24 protein-coding genes and 1 tRNA gene are annotated in these 24,370 nt (G+C 56.3%); 22 read left to right on the forward strand and 3 right to left on the reverse strand.

What is annotated here, in order from left to right; translation table 11 throughout:
• Positions 1–31 precede the first annotated feature (31 nt).
• From HMPREF1255_RS08280 to pyk, 8 genes are all read left to right on the forward strand, one after another.
• Positions 32–796, forward strand: coding sequence for a polyphenol oxidase family protein (locus HMPREF1255_RS08280; RefSeq protein ID WP_016456596.1), 765 nt, complete (start codon positions 32–34; stop codon positions 794–796).
• A gap of 96 nt (positions 797–892) precedes the next feature.
• A complete protein-coding gene (locus HMPREF1255_RS08285; protein WP_016456595.1) occupies positions 893–1,348 on the forward strand; it encodes a cell division protein SepF in 456 nt (151 codons plus the stop codon).
• 8 nt (positions 1,349–1,356) lie between these two features.
• Complete coding sequence (locus tag HMPREF1255_RS08290; protein ID WP_024111458.1) at positions 1,357–1,647, forward strand: YggT family protein; 291 nt, start codon at positions 1,357–1,359, stop codon at positions 1,645–1,647.
• 117 nt (positions 1,648–1,764) lie between these two features.
• A complete protein-coding gene (locus HMPREF1255_RS08295) occupies positions 1,765–2,859 on the forward strand; it encodes a DivIVA domain-containing protein (RefSeq protein WP_024111556.1) in 1,095 nt (364 codons plus the stop codon).
• Positions 2,860–3,065: 206 nt separating this feature from the next.
• Positions 3,066–3,488, forward strand: coding sequence for a TraR/DksA C4-type zinc finger protein (locus HMPREF1255_RS08300; RefSeq protein ID WP_016456591.1), 423 nt, complete (start codon positions 3,066–3,068; stop codon positions 3,486–3,488).
• 12 nt (positions 3,489–3,500) lie between these two features.
• The gene (gene lspA, locus HMPREF1255_RS08305; protein WP_016456590.1) at positions 3,501–4,058 is read left to right on the forward strand and encodes a signal peptidase II; all 558 of its coding nucleotides are present in this window, start codon (positions 3,501–3,503) and stop codon (positions 4,056–4,058) included.
• The gene (locus HMPREF1255_RS08310; protein ID WP_024111310.1) at positions 4,055–4,972 is read left to right on the forward strand and encodes an RluA family pseudouridine synthase; all 918 of its coding nucleotides are present in this window, start codon (positions 4,055–4,057) and stop codon (positions 4,970–4,972) included. The genes lspA and HMPREF1255_RS08310 overlap by 4 nt, the downstream gene beginning before the upstream one ends.
• Entirely contained in the window at positions 4,969–6,432 is a 1,464-nt protein-coding gene (gene pyk / locus HMPREF1255_RS08315) for a pyruvate kinase (protein WP_016456588.1), read from the forward strand. Before HMPREF1255_RS08310 ends, pyk begins: the two co-directional genes overlap by 4 nt.
• Positions 6,433–6,485: 53 nt before the next feature.
• Here the strand turns inward: pyk and HMPREF1255_RS08320 are convergent.
• Positions 6,486–6,569, reverse strand: a tRNA-Leu gene (locus HMPREF1255_RS08320).
• A 242-nt stretch (positions 6,570–6,811) separates the two neighbouring features.
• Between HMPREF1255_RS08320 and HMPREF1255_RS08325 the strand changes: the two genes are divergently transcribed.
• The gene (locus HMPREF1255_RS08325; RefSeq protein WP_024111484.1) at positions 6,812–7,450 is read left to right on the forward strand and encodes an ANTAR domain-containing response regulator; all 639 of its coding nucleotides are present in this window, start codon (positions 6,812–6,814) and stop codon (positions 7,448–7,450) included.
• Between the two features lie 2 nt (positions 7,451–7,452).
• Here HMPREF1255_RS08325 and HMPREF1255_RS08330 read toward each other — a convergent pair whose 3' ends face one another.
• Positions 7,453–7,830, reverse strand: a complete 378-nt coding sequence (locus HMPREF1255_RS08330) for a PaaI family thioesterase (RefSeq protein ID WP_024111564.1) — start codon at positions 7,828–7,830, stop codon at positions 7,453–7,455.
• 51 nt (positions 7,831–7,881) lie between these two features.
• Here HMPREF1255_RS08330 and polA point away from each other — a divergent pair, with 51 nt between their 5' ends.
• Positions 7,882–10,533, forward strand: coding sequence for a DNA polymerase I (gene polA, locus HMPREF1255_RS08335; protein ID WP_024111398.1), 2,652 nt, complete (start codon positions 7,882–7,884; stop codon positions 10,531–10,533).
• A gap of 45 nt (positions 10,534–10,578) precedes the next feature.
• Here the strand turns inward: polA and HMPREF1255_RS08340 are convergent, their stop codons facing one another.
• Complete coding sequence (locus HMPREF1255_RS08340) at positions 10,579–11,223, reverse strand: class F sortase (protein ID WP_024111301.1); 645 nt, start codon at positions 11,221–11,223, stop codon at positions 10,579–10,581.
• A 283-nt stretch (positions 11,224–11,506) separates the two neighbouring features.
• Here HMPREF1255_RS08340 and rpsA point away from each other — a divergent pair, with 283 nt between their 5' ends.
• From rpsA to HMPREF1255_RS08400, 12 genes are all read left to right on the forward strand, one after another.
• Entirely contained in the window at positions 11,507–12,970 is a 1,464-nt protein-coding gene (gene rpsA / locus HMPREF1255_RS08345; RefSeq protein WP_024111597.1) for a 30S ribosomal protein S1, read from the forward strand.
• A 79-nt stretch (positions 12,971–13,049) separates the two neighbouring features.
• A complete protein-coding gene (coaE, locus tag HMPREF1255_RS08350) occupies positions 13,050–13,637 on the forward strand; it encodes a dephospho-CoA kinase (protein ID WP_024111418.1) in 588 nt (195 codons plus the stop codon).
• A gap of 49 nt (positions 13,638–13,686) precedes the next feature.
• Entirely contained in the window at positions 13,687–14,289 is a 603-nt protein-coding gene (locus tag HMPREF1255_RS08355) for a DsbA family protein (protein WP_024111326.1), read from the forward strand.
• Positions 14,290–14,372: 83 nt separating this feature from the next.
• The gene (gene uvrB, locus HMPREF1255_RS08360) at positions 14,373–16,454 is read left to right on the forward strand and encodes an excinuclease ABC subunit UvrB (protein ID WP_024111599.1); all 2,082 of its coding nucleotides are present in this window, start codon (positions 14,373–14,375) and stop codon (positions 16,452–16,454) included.
• 285 nt (positions 16,455–16,739) lie between these two features.
• Positions 16,740–18,989, forward strand: a complete 2,250-nt coding sequence (locus HMPREF1255_RS08365) for a Cna B-type domain-containing protein (RefSeq protein ID WP_197016991.1) — start codon at positions 16,740–16,742, stop codon at positions 18,987–18,989.
• A gap of 357 nt (positions 18,990–19,346) precedes the next feature.
• On the forward strand, positions 19,347–19,874 hold the full coding sequence (locus HMPREF1255_RS08370) for a hypothetical protein (protein WP_024111430.1): 528 nt from the start codon (positions 19,347–19,349) through the stop codon (positions 19,872–19,874).
• On the forward strand, positions 19,862–20,647 hold the full coding sequence (locus tag HMPREF1255_RS08375; RefSeq protein WP_024111468.1) for a hypothetical protein: 786 nt from the start codon (positions 19,862–19,864) through the stop codon (positions 20,645–20,647). Before HMPREF1255_RS08370 ends, HMPREF1255_RS08375 begins: the two co-directional genes overlap by 13 nt.
• A 58-nt stretch (positions 20,648–20,705) precedes the next feature.
• Positions 20,706–21,599 (forward strand): tRNA (adenosine(37)-N6)-threonylcarbamoyltransferase complex ATPase subunit type 1 TsaE, encoded by an 894-nt coding sequence (gene tsaE / locus HMPREF1255_RS08380; protein WP_036917536.1) that lies wholly within the window; start codon positions 20,706–20,708, stop codon positions 21,597–21,599.
• Positions 21,596–22,255 carry a tRNA (adenosine(37)-N6)-threonylcarbamoyltransferase complex dimerization subunit type 1 TsaB gene (gene tsaB, locus HMPREF1255_RS08385; protein ID WP_024111309.1) on the forward strand — a complete coding sequence of 220 codons (660 nt, stop codon included), beginning with the start codon at positions 21,596–21,598 and terminating at the stop codon, positions 22,253–22,255. The genes tsaE and tsaB overlap by 4 nt, the downstream gene beginning before the upstream one ends.
• On the forward strand, positions 22,252–22,695 hold the full coding sequence (locus HMPREF1255_RS08390; RefSeq protein WP_024111537.1) for a GNAT family N-acetyltransferase: 444 nt from the start codon (positions 22,252–22,254) through the stop codon (positions 22,693–22,695). Before tsaB ends, HMPREF1255_RS08390 begins: the two co-directional genes overlap by 4 nt.
• A 19-nt stretch (positions 22,696–22,714) precedes the next feature.
• Positions 22,715–23,758 (forward strand): tRNA (adenosine(37)-N6)-threonylcarbamoyltransferase complex transferase subunit TsaD, encoded by a 1,044-nt coding sequence (gene tsaD, locus HMPREF1255_RS08395; RefSeq protein ID WP_024111590.1) that lies wholly within the window; start codon positions 22,715–22,717, stop codon positions 23,756–23,758.
• 12 nt (positions 23,759–23,770) lie between these two features.
• Entirely contained in the window at positions 23,771–24,271 is a 501-nt protein-coding gene (locus HMPREF1255_RS08400) for an 8-oxo-dGTP diphosphatase (RefSeq protein WP_024111497.1), read from the forward strand.
• Positions 24,272–24,370 lie beyond the last annotated feature (99 nt).

The following is a 24,370-nucleotide window of genomic DNA, read 5'->3' on the forward strand; positions in this document are numbered from 1 at the left end:
CCTGGATATTCCAGAATTCCTGAAGTAGTAAATGTTCTGCTTCGAGCTAAGCCCACGTCGCAATGGCGGCGTGGGCGTTGCTTTTACCGACCGCAACGATGGCTTCTCTGAAGGCCCGTTGGCCAGTTTCAATCTGGGCAAAACCGACGAGGATGTCCCGGAGGCCTTGCGCTCCAACATGGCTGCATTGAAGGCCAGACTGGGGTTCGATTCCGTCGTCGCGCTCCATCAGGTGCACGGCGTCACCGTATTCGATGCTGACGCCGACCAGCGCGATTGGCTTGGCGACGAATGGTTAGGTGATCGCTTCGGTGCGCCGCTTCCGCAGGCTGACGCCTCGATAACCACTATTCCTGGACGAGCCCTGATGATCAGGGTCGCCGACTGCGTGCCGGTCGTTTTCGCGGCCGACGGTTGTGTCGCAGCCGCCCACGCGGGAAGGGCTGGGTTGCTGAACGGCGTCCTGGAAGAGACCGTCAAAGCGATTCGGGAGCGAACCTCCGGCCAGATAAAGGCTTGGATCGGGCCACACATTTGCGGATCCTGCTACGAGTTGCCCGAGCAAATGGTCCAAGATGCAACGAAGGATTTCCCCGAGGCTGCCGCAACCACGTCCTGGGGCACCCCGTCCTTGGACTTGGGCGCCGGGGCTAAGGCTCAACTCGAGCGGCTGGGCGTTGAGGTCGAGGCGGTGGGGAAGTGCACCCGGGAATCTGCCGACCTTTTCAGCCACCGCGGCGATGGTCCGCAGACGGGTAGGCAAGTCGGGCTAGTGTGGCTGGAAGCTTTAAAGTAGCGTTAAACTTTACTTAGAGTTTCGCGCGCCGGGTGTGCCCGTCGCTACGGTTACCAGGTAACCTTGTGTCACACGTGTTCTCGAAGGTGGGTTTTGATGGCAGGGTTTTTGAAGAAGACAGCGGCTTGGCTCGGTTTAGTCGCCGACGACGAGACGGTCGACTACGACGCCGAGGAGTTCAGTGAGCCGATCTATCGTTCTGAGAACAAATCGGAACGCTCCACCGTAACCCAGATCAGGCCCGTCGAAAGCGAAGATGGCCCGCAGATCACCGATCTATCTCGCATAATCACGGTTCAACCGCACAGCTACAACGAGGCTCGCACCATCGGCGAGCAGTTCCGCGATGGGGTGCCGGTAATCATGAACCTAACCGACATGGAGGGCGAGGACGCCAAGCGCTTGGTGGACTTCGGCTCCGGTTTGATCTTCGGACTGCGCGGAACCATCGAGCGAGTGACCAACAAGGTCTTCCTGCTCTCGCCAAACAACGTCCAGGTGACCGCCGAGGACAAAGAGCGCATCAAGGGCGATTTTTTTAACCAAAGCTAAGGAGACTAATGGTCGTTATCGGCCTAGCTATCTATTGGGCGCTGAGGATCTATCTGTGGGCTTTAATCGGCCGAATGATCATCAGCTGGGTGCCTCTCTTCGCTCCCGACTGGAGGCCAGGAAAACTGCTCGCCTCCCTTTTCGAGATCGTTTACACGCTTACAGATCCGCCGCTTAAGTTCTTGAATCGCTACATCAAGCCTCTTCCTCTGGGCACTGTAAGTCTCGACCTTGGCTTTATGGTTCTCTTCGTAATTGTGCTTTTTGCGCAGCGTTTGACCCTTTTTATTTTCTTTTAGCCGCGTTTCTTGGCCTATCCTGATTAAGTATTAGTTGAGTCAAACCCCGCGAGGGGTTGGCCAAAAACACCGAGGTACTGCCAGACAGGGCAGTGCGTGAGAACTACTGGAGCCTTCATGACGCTGTCATTAGACGAAGTGCGCAACATCCGCTTTCCGATGGTGCGCAAGCCGAACGAGGACGGCTACCGTGCTAGCGCGGTCGATAATTTCATGGACAAGCTGGAAATCAGCTATGCCGATCTCGTCGCCGAAATTGAGAAGCTGAAAGCAGATCAGGGCCAGGCCGCGGACACCGAAGGCTTGACCAACGAGATAAACTCGCTGCGTTCCGAGAACGAAAACCTGAAAGAAGCCAAGCAGCGCGCGGACGAAGAAGCCGATTCGCTGCTGGCGCAGCTGAACGAGCTTCGTGAAAGCTCCGACGTCGCTAAGACCGGCGACGAGCAGCTGCGCAAGGAGAACGAACGGCTGCGCTCCGAGAGCGAGCAGCAGCGTGACGAGATCGAGAATTTGCGCGCCCAGCTAGCCGCCGCGACTCAGCAGGTTGCCAATGCTCCGACCGCCGCCGAGATCACCAGCTCCAACCTTGGTCTGGTCACCGACGGCGTTCAGCACATCGAGGTCACCACTAGCCAGCAGGCAAGCCCCGCTGTTGTTCGTCTGGTTGAATTGGCCACTCAGCAGGCAGAAACCCTGCTAAACGACGCCAAGGCCGACGCTCGCAACCGCCTCGACACCGCCAAGGCCGATGCCGAGCGCGTCACCAACGAGGCCAAGTCCAATGCTGAGCAGACCACCGCTGAAGCTCAGGCAACTGCCGATCGTCTGGTCAACAACGCTCAGAACGAGTCCGATCGTCTTAACACCGAGGCTCGCGAGAAGGCCGAGAACCTGCTTGCCGATGCGCGCGGTCGCGCTGATCGCCTCGACGCCGAGGTTACTAACCGTCGCTCCGAGCTGTTCAGCCAGCTGGAGTCCGAGCGTGACGTTTTGGCTCGCCGCGTAACCAACCTCCGCAACTACGAGGGTGCTTTCCGTGAGTCTCTCAACAACCACCTGCAGAACCAGTTGCAGGCGCTGGAACAGCTAAACCTCGCTCCCGATGAAGCTCCGAACATGAACGCCATGTACGGGCTGGGCAAGCTGAATGCATCCACTCCGCGCCTCGATGCGCTGCTCGAAGAAAGCAAGCTTGAGGAAAACAAATAATTAACTTTTGCTAAACAAGTTGAGGGCCGATCCCGATGGGTTCGGCCCTCAACTTCTTTTTGCGGATATTTTTTTACCTTTTAATCCGAATATTTTTGTTTAGCCTGCTTTTGTCTAAGCCGAGGCTAATATGGCATTTTCAAAAACTCCTTTGCACATCTGCAAAAAGAGTGTAAGGTTCACGCAAGTTATTAAGGAGGTCATCGATGGCTACCAAGACTTCTAGCGCGAAGGAGAAAGCGCTTCCGGTTCTCCCCGGGGAAGATCCCTGGACCGAAGAGGAGATCGCCGAGGTTCGTTCGGAACTGGAGGCCGATCGCGCCAAGCTCGAGGCATCTTTGGCCGAGTCTGAAAAAGACCTTGACGAGCTTCTGCGCGAGGGTAGTGGCGGCGCTGGTCGCGACCCGGTCGACGTTGGCTCGTCCAACTTCGAGCGCGATCAGGAGCTGAGCCTGCACGCAAACTCCCGGGACATGCTCGAGCAGACGATCATCGCTCTTCGTGCCCTTGAAGACGGCACTTACGGCCGTTGCGAGCTGTGCGGCGAGCCGATCGGTAAGCTGCGTCTTTCCGTGTTTCCCCGCGCGACCACCTGCGTCAACTGCAAGAAGCGCCTGGCTAGGCATTAGCATTGACTCTTGATGAGTGCGAAAGGTTCTGATCAAGGATTTATAGCGGCCCTGAATGCTGGCCCGAAGCTGTCTAAAGCGGCTTCTTGGGCTGTGCTTTTGGGGCTCGCTGTAGTTTTCTGGGGCATAGACCGGGCCTCGAAGATGTGGGCGGTCTATGAATTGAGCTCCGGCCAGCAGATTCCGGTCATCAACGGCCTGCTCAAATTTGAGCTTTACTTCAACCCTGGTGCTGCGTTCAGCATGGGGGAGTCCTTCACGGTCGGTCTGACTATATTTTCTATCGTTATTTTTGGCGCAGTGCTGGCGTTTCTGGCTCCCAAGCTCAGGGGTATTTGGTGCTGCTTTGGTTTCGGTCTTTTGCTCGCTGGAATTGCTGGAAACGTGACGGATAGGTTGTTCTGCCCGCCCGGCCCGTTTAGGGGGCATGTTATCGATTTCATCTCGCTTAAATACTTTGCCGTGTTCAATGTGGCTGACATGTGCATCACTGGCGCAGCTATCCTTTTCATAGTTTTGCTCTTGTTTTTCGATCGCAAAGCCAAGAAGCTAGACGAGGATGCGGCATGAAGGTTCTGCTAATTCCTGATGGCCTGGAGGGGGAGCGCGTCGACGTTGCAGCCTCGCGGATGACTGGCCTGACCCGTTCGCGGGTCTCCACGCTCATCGATGAGGGCAAGGTTCGCCTAGACGGTGGGCCCGTGAAGCCTTCGGTTAAGGTGCTTGGCGGTCAGATGCTCGAGATCGATCTTTCCGAGCCGGTGCGCAGAGCAAAGGTGCGTCCCGCGCTAGCTGATGGCCTAAAGGTCATTTACGACGACAGCGACATCATCGTCGTCGACAAGCCTGCGGGAGTCGCCGCGCACCCGTCCCTCGGCTGGGACGGTCCCGACGTGGTAAGCCACCTAGCAGCAGCTGGTTATGCGATCTCAACTTCCGGCACCCCTGAGCGCCAAGGCATCGTCCAACGCCTAGACGTGGGCACCTCGGGTCTGATGGTGGTCGCCAAGAGCGAACACGCATACACTCTTCTCAAACAGGCTTTCCGCGACAGGACGGTTAACAAGATCTATTTAGCTCTGGTCCAGGGACACCCGGACCCGTTCAACGGCACTATCGATGCCCCGATCGGCAGGCACCCTGGTTCCGCCTGGAAATTTGCCGTCACCACCGACGGGCGACGTTCGGTGACTCACTACCAGACGATCGAGGCCGCTCCCGCCGTAACTCTTCTGAGGATTCACCTGGAAACTGGGCGCACCCACCAGATCCGCGTTCATATGTCTGCCTTTGGGCACCCTTGTGTGGGCGATCCGCTCTATGGTTGCGATCCGGTCCTTGCTGAAAAAGTGGGCTTGGATAGGCAATGGCTACACGCTGCAAAATTGGGCTTTACTCATCCTGGAAGCGGTGAATATGTCGAATTTCGGAGCAATCCACCGCGTGAGTTGTCGTCAGCTTGGCACCAGCTACGCGATAAATGAATTTCTCAGGTAACCTAAAGACTGTGCGTAGAGCGAAAATTGTTTGTACTTTAGGTCCCGCTACCTCCACACAGGAGCGGATGGAAGAGCTAATGAAGGCTGGCCTCGACGTTGCTCGTTTTAACATGAGCCACGGCGACCACAGCGAGCACCTTGTCAGGCTGCAGGAAACCCGTGCAGCCAGCAAGGCGGTCGGCAAGACCATCGGTCTGCTGGCCGACCTGCAGGGCCCCAAGATTCGTCTTGGTGTCTTTGCTGAAGGCAAGGTAGAGCTGAGCTACGGCCAGAACTTCACCATTACTGTCGACGATGTGCTTGGCGACAACCAGCGCGCCTCGACCACCTACAAGGGCCTGCCGGGCGACGTCAAGGTCGGCGATCAGATCTTGATCGACGACGGCAACGTTGCGCTGGAGGCAGTTGAGGTTACCGACACCGACGTTGTTGCCAAGGTCACCGTTGCGGGCCCAGTCAGCAACCACAAGGGCATTAACCTGCCGGGCGCCATCGTTAACGTCCCCGCGCTGAGCGAGAAAGACGAGAATGATCTGCGCTGGGCGCTGCGTAATGACTTTGACATGATTGCATTGTCGTTCGTGCGTCAGGCATCTGACATTACCCGCGTCCACGAGATCATGGACGAAGAGGGCGTGCGTCTTCCGGTCATCGCCAAGCTGGAGAAGCCGCAGGCCATCGCAAACCTCGACGAGATCATCGACGCATTTGATGGCTTCATGGTTGCCCGTGGCGACCTGGGCGTCGAAATGCCGCTCGACGAGGTCCCGCTGGTCCAGAAGCGCATCATCCGTAAGGCGCGTAAGTTCGCAAAGCCGGTTATCGTAGCAACTCAGATGCTGGATTCTATGATCACCTCGCCTCGCCCGACTCGCGCTGAGGCTTCCGACGTTGCCAACGCTATTCTCGACGGCACCGACGCGGTCATGCTCTCAGGCGAGACCTCGGTTGGTTCTTACCCGGTCGAGACTGTTCAAACGATGGCAAGGATTGTCGAGAGCACCGAGCGTCGCGGTATTAAGCAGATCTCCAAGATTAAGTGGGATCCGCACACCACCGGTGGTGTTGTCGCTATGTGCGCAGCTCAGGCAGCAGAGCAGATTGAAGCCAAGTTTATGGTGGCTTTCACCCAGTCTGGCGATACTGCTCGCCGCCTATCGCGACTGCGTAACCGTATTCCGCTTATCGCGATTACCCCCGATGAGCAGACTTCACACTGGCTGACCCTATGTTGGGGTGCTCAGGTATTCCAGAGCCCTGATTTCGCAACTAACGAAGAGATGGTCACTCATGCCAATAAGATGCTGCAGGAACAGCTAGACGGCGAAGAAGGCCAGTACAGCGTTATCGTCTTCGGCTCTCCGATTGGTGTGGCTGGTAAAACCAACACCATGCGCGTTCATAAATTGCGCGATAAGAATTGGAAAGAAGGCGGCAAGGAGTAATCCTTAAGCTAAAAAGATCCCTAGCCAATTGGCTAGGGATCTTTTTTAGCTTGTGCCCGAGGTGGGAGTCGAACCCACACGACCTTTCGGGTCAAACGATTTTGAGTCGTTCGCGTCTACCATTCCGCCACTCGGGCTAAGGAGTGGACTGCTCGTTGCAAAACGAACGAGAGATAGCTTACTAGCTAACGACGGACTTGCAAATTGATGATTTGTTTTCCATAAGTTGCACAGATTTTTGCGAATAGGGTTAATGTCGTAGCCGAAAGCATATTTGTTTCAATGATTTTTCATTTTCAATGGAGTAATGAAAAATTGTTATCGTTTGCTTTCGCAGATGATCTGTATTTGTTTTTATTCGTTGGGTATGGCCCAGTAGATGAGCGAGGATAAAGTGGCTAAAACCGCTGATAAGAACGAGAAAGAAGAGAAGGTGACCCGCCCCCGCGTGCTTGTCGCTGAAGACGAGGCGCTGATCAGGCTTGATTTGGTTGAACTTCTCGAGGAGCAGGGCTACGAGGTGGTAGGCCAGGCTGCAGATGGCGAGAAAGCCGTCGAAATGGCCAGGGAACTTCGGCCCGATTTGGTTGTGATGGACGTGAAGATGCCGAAAATGGACGGCATTACTGCGGCTGAGAACATCACAGACGAGCGCATCGCGCCCGTTGTCATGCTCACTGCTTTTAGCCAGCGCGAGTTGATCCAGAAGGCGAAGACTGCGGGCGCGATGGCTTACGTCGTTAAACCGTTCGATGCGTCCGACGTCGTTCCGGCGATTGAGATCGCTATGGCGCGATTCCAAGAGATGCAGGCCCTCGACGATGAGGTAGCTAGCTTGGAAGAGCGTCTGGAGTCTCGCAAGATCATCGATCAGGCGAAGGGCATCCTCCAGGAGGCCCTGGGCATGACTGAGCCGGAGGCTTTTCGCTTCATCCAGAAGACCGCCATGGATCTGCGTAAATCGATGCGCGAGGTGGCGAGTGGGGTTATCGCCCACGAGAACGGCGAGAAAGAGTAGGTCTAGGCCGAGATAAGTCTGCAGGTCAGCCGGCCGATTGCTATCAGCCGGTCTTCGCTGTCTGTCAACTCCACGGTGTATACCGCGCTGGTCGAGCCCAGGTGCTGCGCATTGGCGACTCCTTGAACGTAGTCGCCACGCGCTCCCTTCAGGTGGCTGACGGATAATTCAGTGCCAAGCGCAACTTTTCCGTCACCTGCCCATTCGCTCGCGCCGATTGAGCCGAGCGTCTCGATCATGGCAGCGCTGGCCCCGCCATGCCACCTGCCTGCCGGCTGGGTGTTTCCGGCGATCGGCGCCTGGCCCCGAACTTCGTCGGCGGTTGCCTTTGTGATCTCGAGGCCGAGCTTTTCGTCGAATGCGCTGTTTAGCTGATCCATGCCTCCATAATGGCACGAGCTGGTTTTTACTCTGTGCGATAGAGTCGGGCCATGGCCGAAAACAGACCTAAGCTCATTCTGATCGACGGACATTCGATGGCTTTCAGGGCTTTTTACGCCTTGCCACCGGAGAATTTCTCTACGAATACCGGGCAGTACACGAATGCTGTTTACGGCTTCACCTCGATGCTCATCAACCTGCTGCGCGACGAGCAGCCGACGCACATCGCCGTAGCTTTCGATCTGTCTCACGTCACCTTCAGGACGAAGGAGTATTCCGACTACAAGGGGACCCGTCCGGACACTCCGCCCGAGTTTAAAGGCCAGGTGGACATGATTCGCGAGGTCTTGACGGCGTTGAACATCGTCTATGTCGAAAAGGAAGACTACGAAGCAGACGATGTCATAGCAACCCTCAGCAAGCAGGCGAACGACGCTGGCTGGCAGACCCTGATCGTCAGCGGCGACCGCGATTCGTTCCAGCTGATCAACGAAAACACCACCGTTTTGTATCCGAAGCGCGGTGTTTCGCAGATGGATCTGATGACCCCGGAGGCCGTCGAGGCTAAGTACGGTGTGTCACCGCAGCGCTATCCCGAGTTGACAGCCCTCGTCGGTGAGACCAGCGACAATCTGCCCGGTGTTCCGGGCGTCGGCCCGAAGACAGCTGCCAAGTGGATTTTTAATTACGACGGCCTGGAGAACATATTGGCCAACCCCGATCAGATCAAGGGCAAGGTTGGCGACTCCCTGCGTGCCCACCTCGACGACGTAAAGCGCAACAGGAAGCTGAACAGGCTCGTCAGGGATTTGGAGCTCTCAGCTGGTCTGAATGATTTAAACATGCGGGAGTACGACCGCGAGCAGGTGCACGAGATTTTCGATGTTCTCGAGTTCCGCACCCTACGCGAACGGCTCTTTACCACGTTCCCGCAGGAGGGTGAAGAGGTCGCAGAGCAGGTGGAGATCGACGGTTCCGTTCTGCAACCCGGTGAATTGGCCGATTGGCTCGAAGAAAACGGCGATCTGCTCGGCATGGATCTGGAGATCGTTGAGGGCGATATAAATTCAATCGCGCTCGCAACCCCTGACGGCAAAGCCGCCTGGTTCGATGTTGCTGAGTCGGATTCCGCGGAGGAAAATGCTTTCGCCAATTGGCTAGCGGATCCTCAGGAGAAGAAGGTCATCCATTCCGCAAAAACGGCACGCCTGGCCTGCTGGGACAGGGGATGGCAGATCGAGGGGTTGGCCTGCGATACGGAACTTGCAGCCTATCTGCTGCATCCGGATCAGCGCAGCTATCAGCTCGCGGATCTCTCTATCCGTTACCTGGGCCGAGAGCTTAAAACCGATGAAGATGCCGGTCAGGCGACTCTAGATTTTGGTGGGGAAGAAGCCGCAGAGGCGGCCATGAATCGAGCGGCTGCGGTGATTGGGCTCCGCAAGGCGCTGACCAGTGAACTCGACAAGGTTGGTCAGGTCTCGCTGCTCAACGACGTCGAAATGCCGCTGCAGAAAGTCCTCGCGAAGATGGAATTCACCGGCATAGCCGTCGACACTGACGGTCTAGAAAAGCTGCGCGACGACTACGACGCCAGCGTGGTTGAGGCTCAGAGCAAGGCTTTTGAGTCGATTGGTCACGAGCTGAATCTCGGTTCTCCGAAACAACTGCAGAAGGTTCTTTTCGAAGAGCTGGAGCTGCCAAAGACGAAGAAGATCAAGTCTGGCTACACCACGGACGCCGAGGCATTGAATACGCTTTACGCCTCCACCCGGCCCCCGTTTTTGGAGCACCTCCTGGCATATCGCGACTCCATCAAACTGCGTCAGACGGTCGATGGTCTGCTTGCCGCAGTTGCATCAGATGGCAGGATCCACACGACTTTCCAGCAGACCGTGACTGCAACCGGCAGGCTCAGCTCTACGGACCCGAACCTGCAGAACATTCCGACGCGCACCACAGCGGGGGCCAGGGTTCGCGATGTTTTCGTCGTCGGCGACGGCTTCGATGGCTTGATGAGTGCCGATTACTCGCAGATCGAAATGCGCGTAATGGCCGATGCCTCGGGCGATGAGCACCTGATCAACGCCTTCCGCAGCGGCGTCGATTTCCACACCGATACTGCTGCGAAGGTTTACGGGGTTGACGCCAGCGAGATCACTCCGCAGATGCGCGCGCACGTCAAACAGATGAACTATGGTCTGGCCTACGGGCTGAGCGCATACGGCTTGTCGAGCAGGATCGGCGTCTCCGTCGCTCAGGCGAACGAGTTGATGGAGGACTACTTCGCCACATTTGGTCAGGTTCGCGACTACCTCGAGGGTCTTGTCGAGCAGGCCAGGAAGACCGGATACACCCAGACGCTGCTGGGCAGGCGCAGGTATCTGCCAGACTTGAACTCGTCGAACTGGCGACGCAGACAGATGGCAGAGAGGGCTGCGCTGAACGCTCCGATTCAAGGCTCGGCGGCCGACATCATCAAGATAGCCATGCTGCGGGTCGACGAGAAACTGAAGGCAGGCGAGTTCAAATCGCGGATGCTGCTTCAGGTGCACGATGAACTCGTGCTCGAGGTGGCAGAGGGTGAACGTGAGCGAGTCGAGGAACTGGTCGTCCACGAGATGGCCAACGCTGCCGAGCTGAAGGTGCCGCTAGATGTTTCCGTCGGTTATGGAAAGACGTGGCATTCCGCGGCTCATTAGAGCAAAAAAATAGCGCTGGAAAGCAGCGCTATTTTTTATGAGTAATCATTCTTTGATTAGGTCTGCATAGAAAATCATTCTCCCCAAAGTGGTGTTTGGGTTATCTTCGGGGTAATCAGAGCAGACAGTGAGGGAGAACCTGGGAGCTCCCTCATCGTCGTAAATCAGATCGCCGTTTACCTTCGGGTTGTAGTCGGCAACCCACAGGTGCTTGGAGCCGGAGTATCGGTAGCAGGCGGATTTGCCTTCGTCGTTGCTGATCTTGATCACGGTCTCGTTTTCGGTCCAGGCACCGTTAATCAAATCGTTGCCGAGCGCTCCGCCGAAGCGGTAGGTGTGGGCGGTTAGAGTCGCCATGCCTTCGAGAGAGCCCACCTTAGGTCCCTCTTTGTACCAGGCTACGGTGTAGCCCTCGTTCATGGGCGGTGCCTGTGCTGCCTCGTCTATGTCTAATCCCAGGGAAAGCATTTTTAGAGGTCTATCGGTTCCCAAAACCAAAAATTGGGTTGGGTTATCGACAACATCGGGGGTCGTAGGGCAACCTTCAGGGATCGCGGGTTGGGTAGGCGTCTGCACGTTTGCCGGCGTGGGTGTGTCGACCTTGCGATTGTTTAAGGCGTAAATGGCCCCGGCGACAATCAACAAAAAAATGACCAGGAGTGCCGCTGCTTTGCCTATTTTTCCACTCATTTTTCCCCTAGCAATGGTTAATTTCAGGCGCTCTGTAAGGGTAACAAATGACCTTGAATATCTAAATGAATTGGAAACGGGTAAGAGCTGGGGAAAGGCAAATGCACACTCGATTGACCCCACAGAGGTTGGCAGTTAAGCTTGAGTTTGCTGTGTTTTCGCGTGCCCAGACGTAGCGGCAACGCCAGATTTCAAGTAATGCATTAAGCGTAAAACGAAGTCCGGAGCTTAGCTTGATTCGCAGCAAAACGAACTATTCAACCAAATCGGAGCCCTACTACACATGACGTCCTCCACTGAGGCCTCACAGGTCGCTATCGACGACATTGGAACTCCTGAGGCCTTCGAGGCTGCAGTCGATTCCACCATCAAATACTTCAACGACGGAGATCTTGTTAAAGGCACTGTCGTAAAAGTTGATCGTGATGAGGTGCTGCTTGACATCGGTTACAAGACCGAAGGTGTCATCCCCTCCAAAGAACTTTCCATTAAACATGATGTCGACCCCTTCGACGTCGTCCAGGTTGGAGACGAGATTGAAGCTCTCGTCCAGCAGAAGGAAGACAAAGAAGGTCGCTTGATTCTGTCCAAGAAGCGCGCACAGTACGAGCGTGCCTGGGGCACTATCGAGAACGTCAAAGAAGAAGACGGCGTTGTCACTGGCAACGTCATTGAGGTCGTCAAGGGCGGCCTCATCGTCGACATCGGCCTTCGTGGCTTCCTTCCGGCATCGCTGGTCGAGATGCGCCGCGTCCGCGATCTTCAGCCCTACGTTGGCCGCGAGATCGAGGCCAAGATTATCGAGCTCGACAAGAACCGCAACAACGTTGTACTGTCGCGTCGCGCCTGGCTGGAAGAAACCCAGTCGGCAGTTCGTCAGCAGTTCCTGCAGGATCTTGCCAAGGGCCAGATCCGCAAGGGCACCGTTTCCTCCATCGTCAACTTCGGCGCTTTCGTCGACCTTGGCGGCGTAGACGGCCTGGTTCACGTTTCCGAGCTGTCCTGGAAGCACATCGACCACCCGAGTGAGGTTGTCGAGGTTGGCCAGGAGGTCACCGTCGAGGTTCTCGACGTGGACTTCGATCGCGAGCGCGTTTCGCTGTCGCTTAAGGCAACCCAGGAAGATCCGTGGCAGGTCTTTGCTCGCACGAACGCCATTGGCGAGATCGTTCCGGGCAAGGTCACCAAGCTCGTCCCGTTCGGCGCTTTCGTTCGCGTCGACGAGGGCATCGAGGGCCTCGTTCACGTTTCCGAGTTGGCCGAGCGCCACGTCGAGATCCCCGAGCAGGTTGTTTCCGTCGGCGATTCCGTCATGGTCAAGGTCATCGACATCGACCTCGAGCGTCGTCGCATCTCCTTGAGCCTCAAGCAGGCCAACCAGGGCGTTGACGTTCAGGCCGACGACTTCGATCCGTCGCTGTACGGAATGACCGCCAGCTACGACGAGCAGGGTAACTACATCTACCCCGAGGGCTTCGATCCGGAGACCAACGAGTGGAAGCCGGGCTATGAAGAGCAGCAGGCTGCTTGGGAAGCCCAGTACGCCGAGGCCCAGGCACGCTGGATGGCTCTCAAGAAGCAGGCCGCTGAAGCCGAGCACACCGAGGAAGAGCTGGTCGAGGCCGCTCCCGCCGCCGGTTACTCCTCTGCTTCCAAGCCGAGCACCGAGGACAGCTCGCCTAAGGGCGCGCTCGCTTCCGACGAGGCGCTGCAGGCTCTGCGCGAGAAGCTTTCGAGCAACAAGTAAGCAGTAAGAAAATTGCCCCCTCAAGTGAGGGGGCAATTTTTTGTCGGAAATCAGTGAGTCTTTGCGGTATGGTGCGCACATGTTGAAAGTTGGCCTGACGGGTGGAATCGCGTCCGGCAAGACCTCCGTGGCTAACCAGTTGAGAGATCTTGGCGCAACGATCATTGACTCCGATGTTTTGGCCCGCGAGGTAGTAGAGCCAGGTACGGATGGTTTTGCCGAGGTTGTGAAAAGATTCGGCAACAGGGCGATAGGGCCCGATGGTGGTTTAGATAGGCAATGGCTGGGGTCGGTGGTTTTTCTCGACGAGAACGCCAGGCGAGACCTCAATGCGATTATTCACCCCAGAGTCCGAAAAGCAGCCCGGCTGATGGAAGCCAAAGTGCCCGACGACGGGGTAGCGGTGCAGGTAATTCCGCTCTTGGTCGAGACCAATCAGCAGGACGACTTCGATTGCCTGGTCGTCGTCGATGTGCCGGAAGAGGTGCAAATAAAACGTCTGATGGCTCGAAATGGCTTCACTCGGCCGCAGGCTGAATCGCGGATTCGTTCGCAGGCGAGCCGGCAGGAACGGTTGGCGGTGGCAGACTTCGTCATCGACAATTCCGGTTCGTTCGAGCATACGAGGATCCAGGTTGAGGAGCTTTGGCGCAGACTGGTCGGTTGATTTAGAGGAAGCCCTTTGGCCGATTTTTTGATTGGCTAGCATTGAGTACATGGAAAAAGTTGACTTTTGGTTTGATCCGTCTTGCCCGTGGACTTGGGTAACCTCCATATGGATGCGCGAGGTGGCCAGCCTCCGAAGCTTCGAGGTTAATTGGCACCCCTTCTCGCTTTACATTCTGAACGAGGGCCGCGAGCTGGATCCCGACTACCGCAAGCTGACTGATTACAACTTCATCGGCTCCAGGGTCACTGGCGCAGTAGCCGCGGAAGCCCCGGAAAAGCTCTCCGACTTCTTCACCGCAGTCGGAACTAAGTACCACAATGAGGGTCGTGGCAAGGAAGATTACGCAGGAATCTTGAAGGAGGCGCTCGCCGACTGCGGTCTCGATGCCGAGTTGTTCGAGCGAGCCGAAGCAGGCGAGTTCGACGAGTCGCTTCGCGAATCCACTAAGGCTGGTCTGGACATCGTCGGCGACGAGGTCGGCGTCCCGATCGTTTCGTTCAACGGCGTGGGTTTCTTCGGCCCCGTCATCTCCAAGAGTCCCCGTGGCGACGAAGCCCTCAAGCTTTGGGACGGCTGCCTTGCTGTTGCGAGTGTCGACAACTTCTATGAGCTCAAGCGTTCCAGGAACGTTCGTCCGCAGTTTGACTAGCTAAATATTTATGCGGCCCGAAGCGTTTGCTTCGGGCCGCTTTTTATCTTTGCGCCCTGGGCCTACCGCGTAGTCTGGGATACATGCGTCCTAAGGAAAAAATTTCTCGCAGGGTGGCCCCATTCAAGGTGCACTCGGAGTTCGAGCCCGCCGGCGATCAGCCAGAGGCCATCAAACAGCTAGCAGAGCGCATTAATGCGGGTGAAAAGGACGTCGTTCTGCTTGGTGCGACGGGCACGGGTAAAACAGCAACGGTGGCGTGGCTCGCTGAGAAGATCCAGCGGCCGATGCTCGTCATGCAGCCGAACAAGACCTTGGCGGCGCAATTCGCCAACGAACTGCGAAACTTCTTCCCGGAAAACGCGGTTGAGTATTTTGTTAGCTATTACGACTACTACCAGCCAGAGGCGTACATCCCGCAAACGGATACTTACATCGAGAAAGATTCCTCGCTAAACGAGGAAGTCGAACGGCTCAGGCACTCCGCAACCAACTCGCTGCTGACCAGGAGAGACGTCATCGTGGTTTCCACGGTTAGCGCCATCTATGGTTTGGGTACTCCTCAAGAGTATGTCGACCAGATGCTGACCCTAAAGGTCGGTGAGGATTGGGATCGCAGGGATCTGTTGAAGCATTTGGTGACAATGCAGTACACCAGAAACGACGTGGCAGCCGTGCGCGGCACATTCCGAGTCAGGGGAGACACGCTGGAAATTTTCCCGATGTACGAGGAGAACGCCGTCCGCGTCGAGTTCTTCGGCGATGAAATCGATGTGCTTTCCACGCTGCATCCGCTGACGGGCGAGTTGATCAGCTCCGACGACGAGATCTATGTTTTTCCGGCTAGCCACTACACCGCGAGCAAAGACCGCATGGAACGCGCGATGCGCGACATTGAGCAAGAACTCAACGAGCGCGTCGAGGAACTAGAAACCCAGCACAAACTTTTGGAGGCCCAGCGCCTGCGGATGCGCACCACTTACGATCTCGAGATGATGGCTCAGATCGGAACCTGCTCGGGCATTGAGAACTACTCGAGGCACATCGACGGCCGTCCGCCGGCGTCTCCGCCGAACTGTCTTCTGGACTACTTCCCGGAGGATTTCGTTCTCGTGGTTGACGAATCGCACGTAACCATTCCACAGATCGGCGGCATGTACGAGGGCGATATGAGCCGAAAGCGCACTCTGGTGGAGCATGGCTTCCGCCTGCCCAGCGCAATGGACAACAGGCCGCTAAAGTTCAACGAATTCATCGAGCGCATCGGTCAGACCATCTACCTTTCTGCGACTCCTGGGCCGTATGAGATGGAGCGCTGCGATGGGGTTGTGGAGCAGATTATTCGCCCAACTGGCCTCGTCGACCCCGAGATCATTGTGAAGCCAACCCATAACCAGATCGACGATCTGATGGGCGAGATCAACGAGCGCACGCAAAAGGACGAGCGCGTTTTGGTGACGACCCTGACCAAACGGATGGCCGAGGACCTCACCGATTATTTGGTGGAAAACGGCATCAGGGCCCGTTACCTGCACTCCGAGATCGACACGCTGCAGAGGGTCACGCTGCTTCGCGAGCTGCGAGAGGGGCAATACGACGTCCTAGTCGGCATCAACCTGCTCCGCGAGGGCCTAGACCTTCCCGAGGTGTCTTTAGTTTCTATTCTTGATGCGGACAAGGAGGGTTTCCTGCGTTCTCAGCGCTCGCTGATTCAGACGATCGGTCGTGCTGCACGCAACGTTTCGGGCCAGGTGCACATGTATGCCGACAAGATAACCGACTCTATGGAGGCGGCCATCGACGAGACGAACCGTCGTCGCGAAAAGCAGATCGCCTACAATAAAGAGCACAACATCGACCCGAAGCCGCTGCGAAAGAAGATCTCGGATATTACGGAGCTGCTCGCCAGGGAAGAGGCCGACACCGATGCGCTGCTTGGCAAAAAAGCTCCGCGTGGTCTGCACAGCGCTCTTGACGTTGAAAACCGCAAGAAGATCGACCCTAAGGACATCCCGCAATCTGAGTTGGCCGACCTCATCGTCGAGCTGTCCACCCAGATGACCACCGCTGCGGGAGAATTGCAGTTTGAGCTAGCAGCCAGGCTGCGCGACGAAATCGCGGATCTAAAACAAGAGCTGCGGCAGATGGTAGAGGCGACGAAATGACTCGATTGCTCGCACTCTAATTACGTTGTCGGGAACTAAAAATGTTCACGGTCTTGACAACTAAGTAATTAAGTTTCCTCAGAGCCCCTCACGCGGTAAATTGGTTTGCTACAGTCAATGGCTCATTGTCAGGCGCGTCTTTGCCTGTGGCGATCGCGTTTTTAATCAGTTGGCAATAGCTTTACACCCGGGGGGAAACAGATGCTATTTCAAATGCGCAGAGATGCGTACAAAGGGAAAATGAAGAAGAGCCGATTCTGGTTTTTACTAACCGTGGCGGCTTTGATGAGCACTCTATTGATGGGGCAGGTCAGCCCATTGGCTTCGGCCGAGCCTGATTCAGGATCTTCACAATCGCATGTTGCTGGGGCGCCTGGCGGCGGCGAAGAGCCGGCTAAAATCTTTTTAGATGGAGTTGCAGGAGACGATTCGAACGATGGAAGCACAACCAATCGGGCCGTGAAAACTTTCCAAAAAGCCAAGGAACTTTCTCAGGCTAACCCGAAAGTCGGTCAGATAGTAGTTGTCGGAACCGTGCCGGTCAGCGGAAACATCGATCTTTCCGGAACAGGAGCCACCCTTGTTAGGGGCGAAGGGTTTAACGACTACTTGCTGACAGTGAGTACGTCAGCTGCTCTTACCAACGTCATCGTAGACGGCAACTCGCAAGCCAATTCCGCCATCAAGCAGGCCCTCATCAATGTTCCGCAGGGAAGCACCCTTGATATAGGCGAAGGTGTTGTATTGCGAAACAATAAAATTCAAACTGTCGAAGGAGATTCTCGTCGCGGCGGTGCTATCTATGCCCAAAGTGCCAACATAAATATGGCCGGTGGCGTGATCGAAGACAACCGAGCCAATGACGGCGGGGGCATTTATTTGGTTCAGTCTACGATGAACTTCTCCGGCGGTGTCGTGCGTAACAACCTCGCTGAGCGGGTTTTTGACGCCGATAGTTACAGGACCTCCGGCGGCGGCATCTGCGTGGACAAGGGTTCAACCCTAAACATGTCTAATTCAGCCATCGTCGAGAACAACCGCTCCGAAGAGGTCGGTGGTGGCATAAGCGTCGGCTCTCGGGAGTGGGGCCCTACCAACATATTGAATATGGCAGGCGGCGCGGTTAGAAACAACACCTCCGAGGCTACCGGCGGCGGGATTTTCATCCAGGCGAAATATTTTAGCGGCGGAGCGTCTAAAGCTTTCATTACTGCCGGTAAAATTACAGGCAACAAGATGTTGGGTACAGGCAAAACCAATAAGGCCTTCGGTGGTGGCGGCATTTACGTCAATGGGGCAAACGAGTTGTATGGAGCCAATGGAGCTAACGGCGAGTTGTACCTCAAGAACGCCGTGGTCACCAATAACACGTCCGATTTTGAGGGCTCAGGCTATGCCGCCTGCCCCATTTCGACAACCAAGATATACGTCAACGACGGAGTTGCCTTGTACGGCAATTCGCGTAGCGACGGCAGCCGGGCAGCCGAGGAAATCTATGTTTTGTCGAGCCAAAAATATGGGCTCCACTCGGGCGTGCCGGAATATAAGCTTTCGCAACGGATGCTCGGGGGAGTTGCAAACCTGTGGAAGCAAGCCGATGGCTCTTTTCTGCCGACTAACCTCTACGAAGGAAAGCTCGAAAACGATGGCGACAATTTGTCGTTGCACACCGACGAGGTCGGAAATGAGCTAACCCAGAAACTGGGGCTGGTCATCATTTCCGGTAACTACTCCGCTACGCGTGGCGGAGGTATCGGATCTAACGGCAGCGTAGAATTCGGAACCTCTGGCGAGACGACCGAAGTGAAAGTGACCAAGGCCTGGGACGATGAAGACAATTTCTCCGGTCTGCGGCCCGCAACAGTTGAGGTCGATCTGATCGCAACCGTCGAGGGCGCGCAGTACGTCGTGGAAACCCGGGTGCTTAGCGAAGATAACTCGTGGACGACCACCTTCAGTGACCTTCCGACCGTCGCAGGCGGCAAAGAAATTGCTTACTCGGTTAAGGAGGCCAACGTCGCAGAAGGGTACGTGACCAAGCTAAGTGGCGATGCGGCCGCCGGTTTCGTGCTGACGAATACCTTACAGCCACAACTTGTCGAAGTTTCGGGCTCGAAGACCTGGGACGATGCAGGCGATGAACAATCGCGTCCGAGCTCGATCACCATTCGCTTGTTTGCCGACGGGGTCGAAATCGATTCGCAGTCTGTCACAGCCGAGTCTGATTGGACGTGGAAGTTCGCTGATCTGCCCAAATATGACGAGGGCCGAAGCATTGTTTATACGGTTAAGGAAGACGCGGTAGATGGGTATACCTCGGTTGTCTCTGGCTATGACATCACAAACACGCGCGTGCCAAACACTCCGCCACCTTCTACTCCGCCGACGCCGTCTACTACACCACCGCCACCTTCTACTCCGCCTAGCCGGAACCTGCCCAAAACCGGCTCTAGCGCGGCGTTTACTCTGCTGACAGCCCTCGCGCTGCCGGTGGGAATCGCATTGTTCGCAAGACGGAGAAGAGAAGATTCCTAAGGCTAATAGCCGACTAAATTGGCGAGCAGATCATATCTGCTCGCCAATTTTTTTTGCAGATAAAGTGCTGTCGCCTTTGCTTTTTCTTGCCAGCTAGGCGGCTTAACGGATGGGCTAACCCGAGGGTGCGCAATTGTTTTTGGCATCGGAAAATTACAGGTTTCGCGATTTTTCGAATCGGATGGTGGAAAGCTTGGGGAAATATCTGCATGGGCGCTGTGGCTGCTGATTTTCCAACTCGGTGAAATGGGAACAAAATGCCAGGCTCAAAACAAAGTATTGGGTATTAATTTCCCCCTAGGGGATCGGTTTGGTCGGCTAACATTTCCATATCCCACCCACCCCGGAAAATGAAAAATGAAAGCTGCACTACCCACACTCGCCCTGCTAATTTTGCTGACCGGCTGCGGCGCAACAGCGCCCGAAAACCAGCCGAAAACGCCGACGCCCGCGGCTGCCTCCGAAACCACCGACCCGCTATACGAAGAAGCCGTGGCCGTAGCAAAAGCTATCGACGAGATCGATCAGAGGTACTACCTCAAAAATAAATATGATCCTTTCCCGGAAGAAGAGTATGCGAAGTATTCAGCTGGAAACTTTTTACAGGCAAGTAAGGGCCTCTACGAAAAAGCCAATGCAGAGAATATAGAGAATCTCGATACAGCGGAAGGCATGACTAGGTATCGACCACTACCAGGCGTCAGCTTGGATGGTTCAGAAATCGCGATTCAACAATGCGTAGATGGTACTCGAACGAAACATCGGATAAACGGTGTTGAGGGATATGGCTTTATGACTCAATCGAATTATTTCTTTAAGAAATTCGATGGAAAATTGAAGGCTTTCCGCGTGAAAACCAGCAAAGAGGGCCAATGCGACTGGTAACTAAATCTTTAGTATTTCTGGCTTTAGTCTGTGTAATTCTGGCTGGCGAAGTTATTAACGGGTTTGCTGGAGACAGTGATGTTAGAAGCATCTACAACGAGCAATCCGGCGTCGTCACCGTGGAGGCGTCGTCTTCTGGCGTCGCAGCCGAGGCCCCGGTGGCAACTGGCCCTGCGGCGTCTAAGCCTTTAACTATGGCCGAGATCCAGGCGAACTCGCATCTCTGGGAACGCCCGGAAGAGGTCGGGTTGGCTGGCGGCAGATCTTACGTCAGTTATCACCCGGCCCCCAGAGACTCGGAAGCTGTCGACTACGAGGGCCTGGCGGCAAGGGCGGTCGCCAGGATGCAAATCCCCGAGGCGCAGATTGTTTTCGGTCCTGAGCCCTCCGTCAACGAGTGGAACGCTATTCCGGTTAACTTCCCGATCTGGCTGGATCTGGGCGCTAAACGGGCCGTCTCGCAAACAGTGGTGGAGGACGCCATCCGGATCGAACTTAGCGCCAGCCTCGCAAATACCTACTGGCAGATGGGCGACGGTTCGGCCTTCTCTTGTTCTGCAATGACCACTCGCCCGAGCGGAGTCCAGAATCCGCCTAGGCCATCTCCCACGTGCGGATATACCTATACTCGAAAAGGCGACTATCAGGTGTCCGCGATCTCGACTTGGCAGGTGAACTGGTCCGTCAACGGCAGATCGGGCGTCATGACCGTTGCGCGCGGGGGAGCCAGGACACTAAAAATCAACGAGTTGCGCAGCCTAATCACACGTTGAGCAAGCGAATGCGACTGGCGTGTGCTATTGGCCCGCCGCACGCGTACAATTTGCATTCGTGAGTCAAGAAATAGAGATATTAGCGGCGCGCCCTGAGGACGCCCAGCGGATCGCGGGCGTTATAGGGCATCCAGACTTGTCGGAGCCCTCCTCGTTGAGCGTCGACGAGATTCGCAAGCTGCTCGAAACCGAAATTGGCGTGTTGGCCTTGACAGACGGTGAGCCGGTCGGTGCGCTATTCCTTGACGTAACTAAATCATTGCTTCACGACGTTCGCGTCATTCCGCAGGTTCAAGATGAGGGCATCGGCGCCGAGATGATCAGGGCTGTTGCAGAGCTTGCAGCGGATCAGGGCGCCACAGAGCTGCACGTCAACTGCCCAACCTCTAAGACAGCTCGCGGGTGGTACTTGGACAATGGTTTCGTGTCTACCGGCTCTTCCGAGTTGACCCGAAAGTTGCCCCTGCGGGTCATCGTCCCAGACGCTGGCGCCATGAAAAAATTGGGGGCTAAGTTAGCGAAGATCTTGGTGCCCGGCGACATGATCATTGCCAGCGGCGAACTAGGTGCGGGGAAAACGACCTTTACCCAGGGTCTCGGCGCTGGCATGGGAGTCAGTGGCTCGGTTATTTCGCCGACCTTCGTCCTAAGCCGAATCCACGAAAACGAAAATGGCCCGGCACTCATTCACGTCGATGCGTATCGTCTCGGCTCCGCAGCAGAGCTTGAAGACCTAGACCTGGAACTTCAGATGGAGAATGCCGTCACGCTAGTCGAATGGGGAGACGGGCTGGCCGAGGGGCTGCGCGAGAACAGGTTAAACCTGGAGATTCTGCGTGCATCTAACCCCGCCGATCAGACCAGGATCGTATATCTCGACGGCGTCGGCCCTAGGTGGCAAGACGTCGATCTAGCCGCCGAGCTGCAAATCAGCGAAGGAGAAACGAAATGACTAATGGCTGGACGCTGGCCATTGATACGGCAACAGGAATTAACGTCGGCCTCGCGAAGAATGGTGAGGCGGTCGCTTCGGCTCGTGAAGAGAGCACCCGAAAGCACGTTGAGCTTACTCAGCAGCTGGTAAATCAGACTCTTGAGCAGGCCGGAATCGAGTTCAAAGACCTGAGCCAGGTAGCCGTCGGCGTGGGCCCGGGCCCCTTCACCGGACTACGCGTCGGCATCGTTACTGGAACGACCATCGCGAGCATGCTGAAGATTCCGGTTCGAGGCGTCTGCACGTTGGACGCGATCTCGATAGGCGTGGAAGGCACCCAGGATCGGTTCGTTGTTGTCACCGACGCCAGGCGCAAAGAAATTTATTGGGCAAGTTACGACCGCCAAGGCAAGCGCGACGGCGAGCCTCAGGTAAGCATCCCCGAAGAGGTCGAGCAGGTGCCGGCGTATGGGCCTGGCGTGAGCGTCTATCCGACGATCTTCACCGGCGGTAAAGATCTGCAACTCGACGCGGGTCTGTTGGCCGCGCGGCTAGAGCTCCTGCCCGATGTCGGGTTGAGCCCGATTTATCTGCGCAAGCCGGATGCTAAGCTGCCAGCGACGCGCAAGTCGACTCTCGGACATCGACGAATCACACTGCCAGAAATAAAGTGAGCGACCACAAGTTACGCGCGGCCAAGGAGAGCGATCTCGACGCGATCGTAAGGTTAGAGGAGTGCTTTACGGCCCGAGAACGCTGGTCTCGAGAGGCTTGGCGCAGCGAGCTCGCCTCCGAAGCGACGAACGTCTTCGTCGTCGAGGCACCTAACCCGGTAGCCGTCGCAAGCTTCGGCAACGCGATAGACGTCATAGAGCTTAGAACGATCGCCGTGTCACCGAATCACCGACGCAACGGGTTGGCGGCGCAACTGGTTCGGGAAGGTCTCAAATGGGCTTGCGGGACATCCGCGGAACAGATGTTTTTGGAAGTCGCCCAAGACAACGTGCCTGCCGCGACTCTCTACAAGAAGTTGGGTTTCGAGCTAGTGAGCAGGCGAAAAAGCTACTACGGTCCAGGACGTGACGCGCTAGTCATGGCCAGGGCAATCAGGTGAAAGAGAAAACGAGGAAAATATGAGTGAGCCTCTAGTAATCGGCATCGAGTCGAGCTGCGACGAGACCGGCGTCGGAATCGTCCGGGGTCGTGAGCTGCTCGCCAACGAGGTGGCCAGCTCGGTAGATCTGCACGCCCGCTTCGGTGGGGTTGTCCCGGAGGTTGCTTCGAGGGCGCACCTCGAGGCGATTCGTCCCACGCTCGAGCGCGCGCTAAAGAAGGCCGACGTCGATATCAGCGAATTGGATGCCGTCGCCGTAACCGCAGGCCCAGGCCTGATGGGTTCCCTAGTGGTCGGCATGGCCGCGGCTAAGGCCCTTGCCACCGTCGCGAATAAACCTCTATACGGCCTTAATCACCTGGTGGGACACGTGGGCGTCGACATGATCGAGCACGGTCCGCTGCCGGACCCGACCCTCGCGCTGCTGGTCTCCGGCGGACACTCTCAGCTGTTGCTGGTGAAGGACATCACGAGTGACATCACCGAGGTCGGCACCACAATTGACGATGCCGCAGGAGAGGCCTACGACAAGGTTGCCCGTCTGCTCGGCATGGGATACCCCGGTGGCCCAGTCATCGACAAGGCTGCGCAGCTGGGCGATCCGAAGGCTATCCGGTTCCCGCGCGGTCTCACCGCGAAGCACGACCTCGAAAAACACCGCTTTGACTACTCGTTCTCCGGTCTGAAGACCGCAGTTGCACGCTGGGTCGAGCAGCGCATGTACGACGGTGAAGAAGTACCCGTCAACGATGTTGCCGCCAGTTTTCAGGAGGCAGTCGCGGACGTGCTCACGGCGAAGGCCATCGACGCGTGCCAGCACTACGGCGTCGACACGATGGTTCTAGGCGGTGGGGTAGCGGCCAACTCTAGGCTACGCGGGTTGCTTTCTGAACGCGCGGAGGCTGCCGGTATCGAGCTGCGCAGGCCTCGCCCGGGTCTATGCACCGACAATGGTGCGATGATTGCCGTTCTCGGCGCTGCCGTTGTTGAAGCTGGACGCGCGCCCAGCGAGTTGACAATCAGCTCGGATTCCGGAATGCCCGTTGAGAAGATCATTGCCTGATTCGAGAAGAGTATGGTTTATCAGCCTGATCTAACGACCTTAGGTTTCGTGCTTTCTCGTGATCGTCAAAGCGTTCTCATGGTGCACAGAATCGCTCGCGAATCTGATGAGCAGCTGGGCAAATGGAATGGCCTGGGAGGCAAGGTTGAGTCTGGCGAGGACGTCTGGAGTGGTCTAGCCAGGGAGCTTCGCGAAGAGGCGGGTATCAAAGCCACATCTATGCAGCTTCGCGGCACTGTTAGTTGGCCCGGCTTCCATAGCGACGGTGGCGACGTCTTCGGCATGATCTTCATCGTCGACGAATACGAGGGGCAGCCCGACGCAGCCAGCGAAGAGGGGCCGCTCGAATGGAAGAAGATCAGCGAGATTCCAAACCTGCCGATGTTCGAAGGCGACAAATATTTCGTCCCGCTCGTTTTCGATCCGGAGGTCTCGTCTTTTCACCTCGTTATTCCGTACGAGTTCGGCGAGCCGACAGGATGGAGCGGACATATTGAAAGAATCGGTGACTAAGTAACTTATTCGCCTGTGGATAACTTGCCGGTCGAAGCGTTTTCGTCCATAGATTTTCTCGTGTCCGAAAGGACTTTTATTGAAGTCGATGGATAGGAA

The organism is Propionimicrobium sp. BV2F7 (assembly GCF_000510445.1).
Classification (GTDB): domain Bacteria; phylum Actinomycetota; class Actinomycetes; order Propionibacteriales; family Propionibacteriaceae; genus Propionimicrobium; species Propionimicrobium lymphophilum.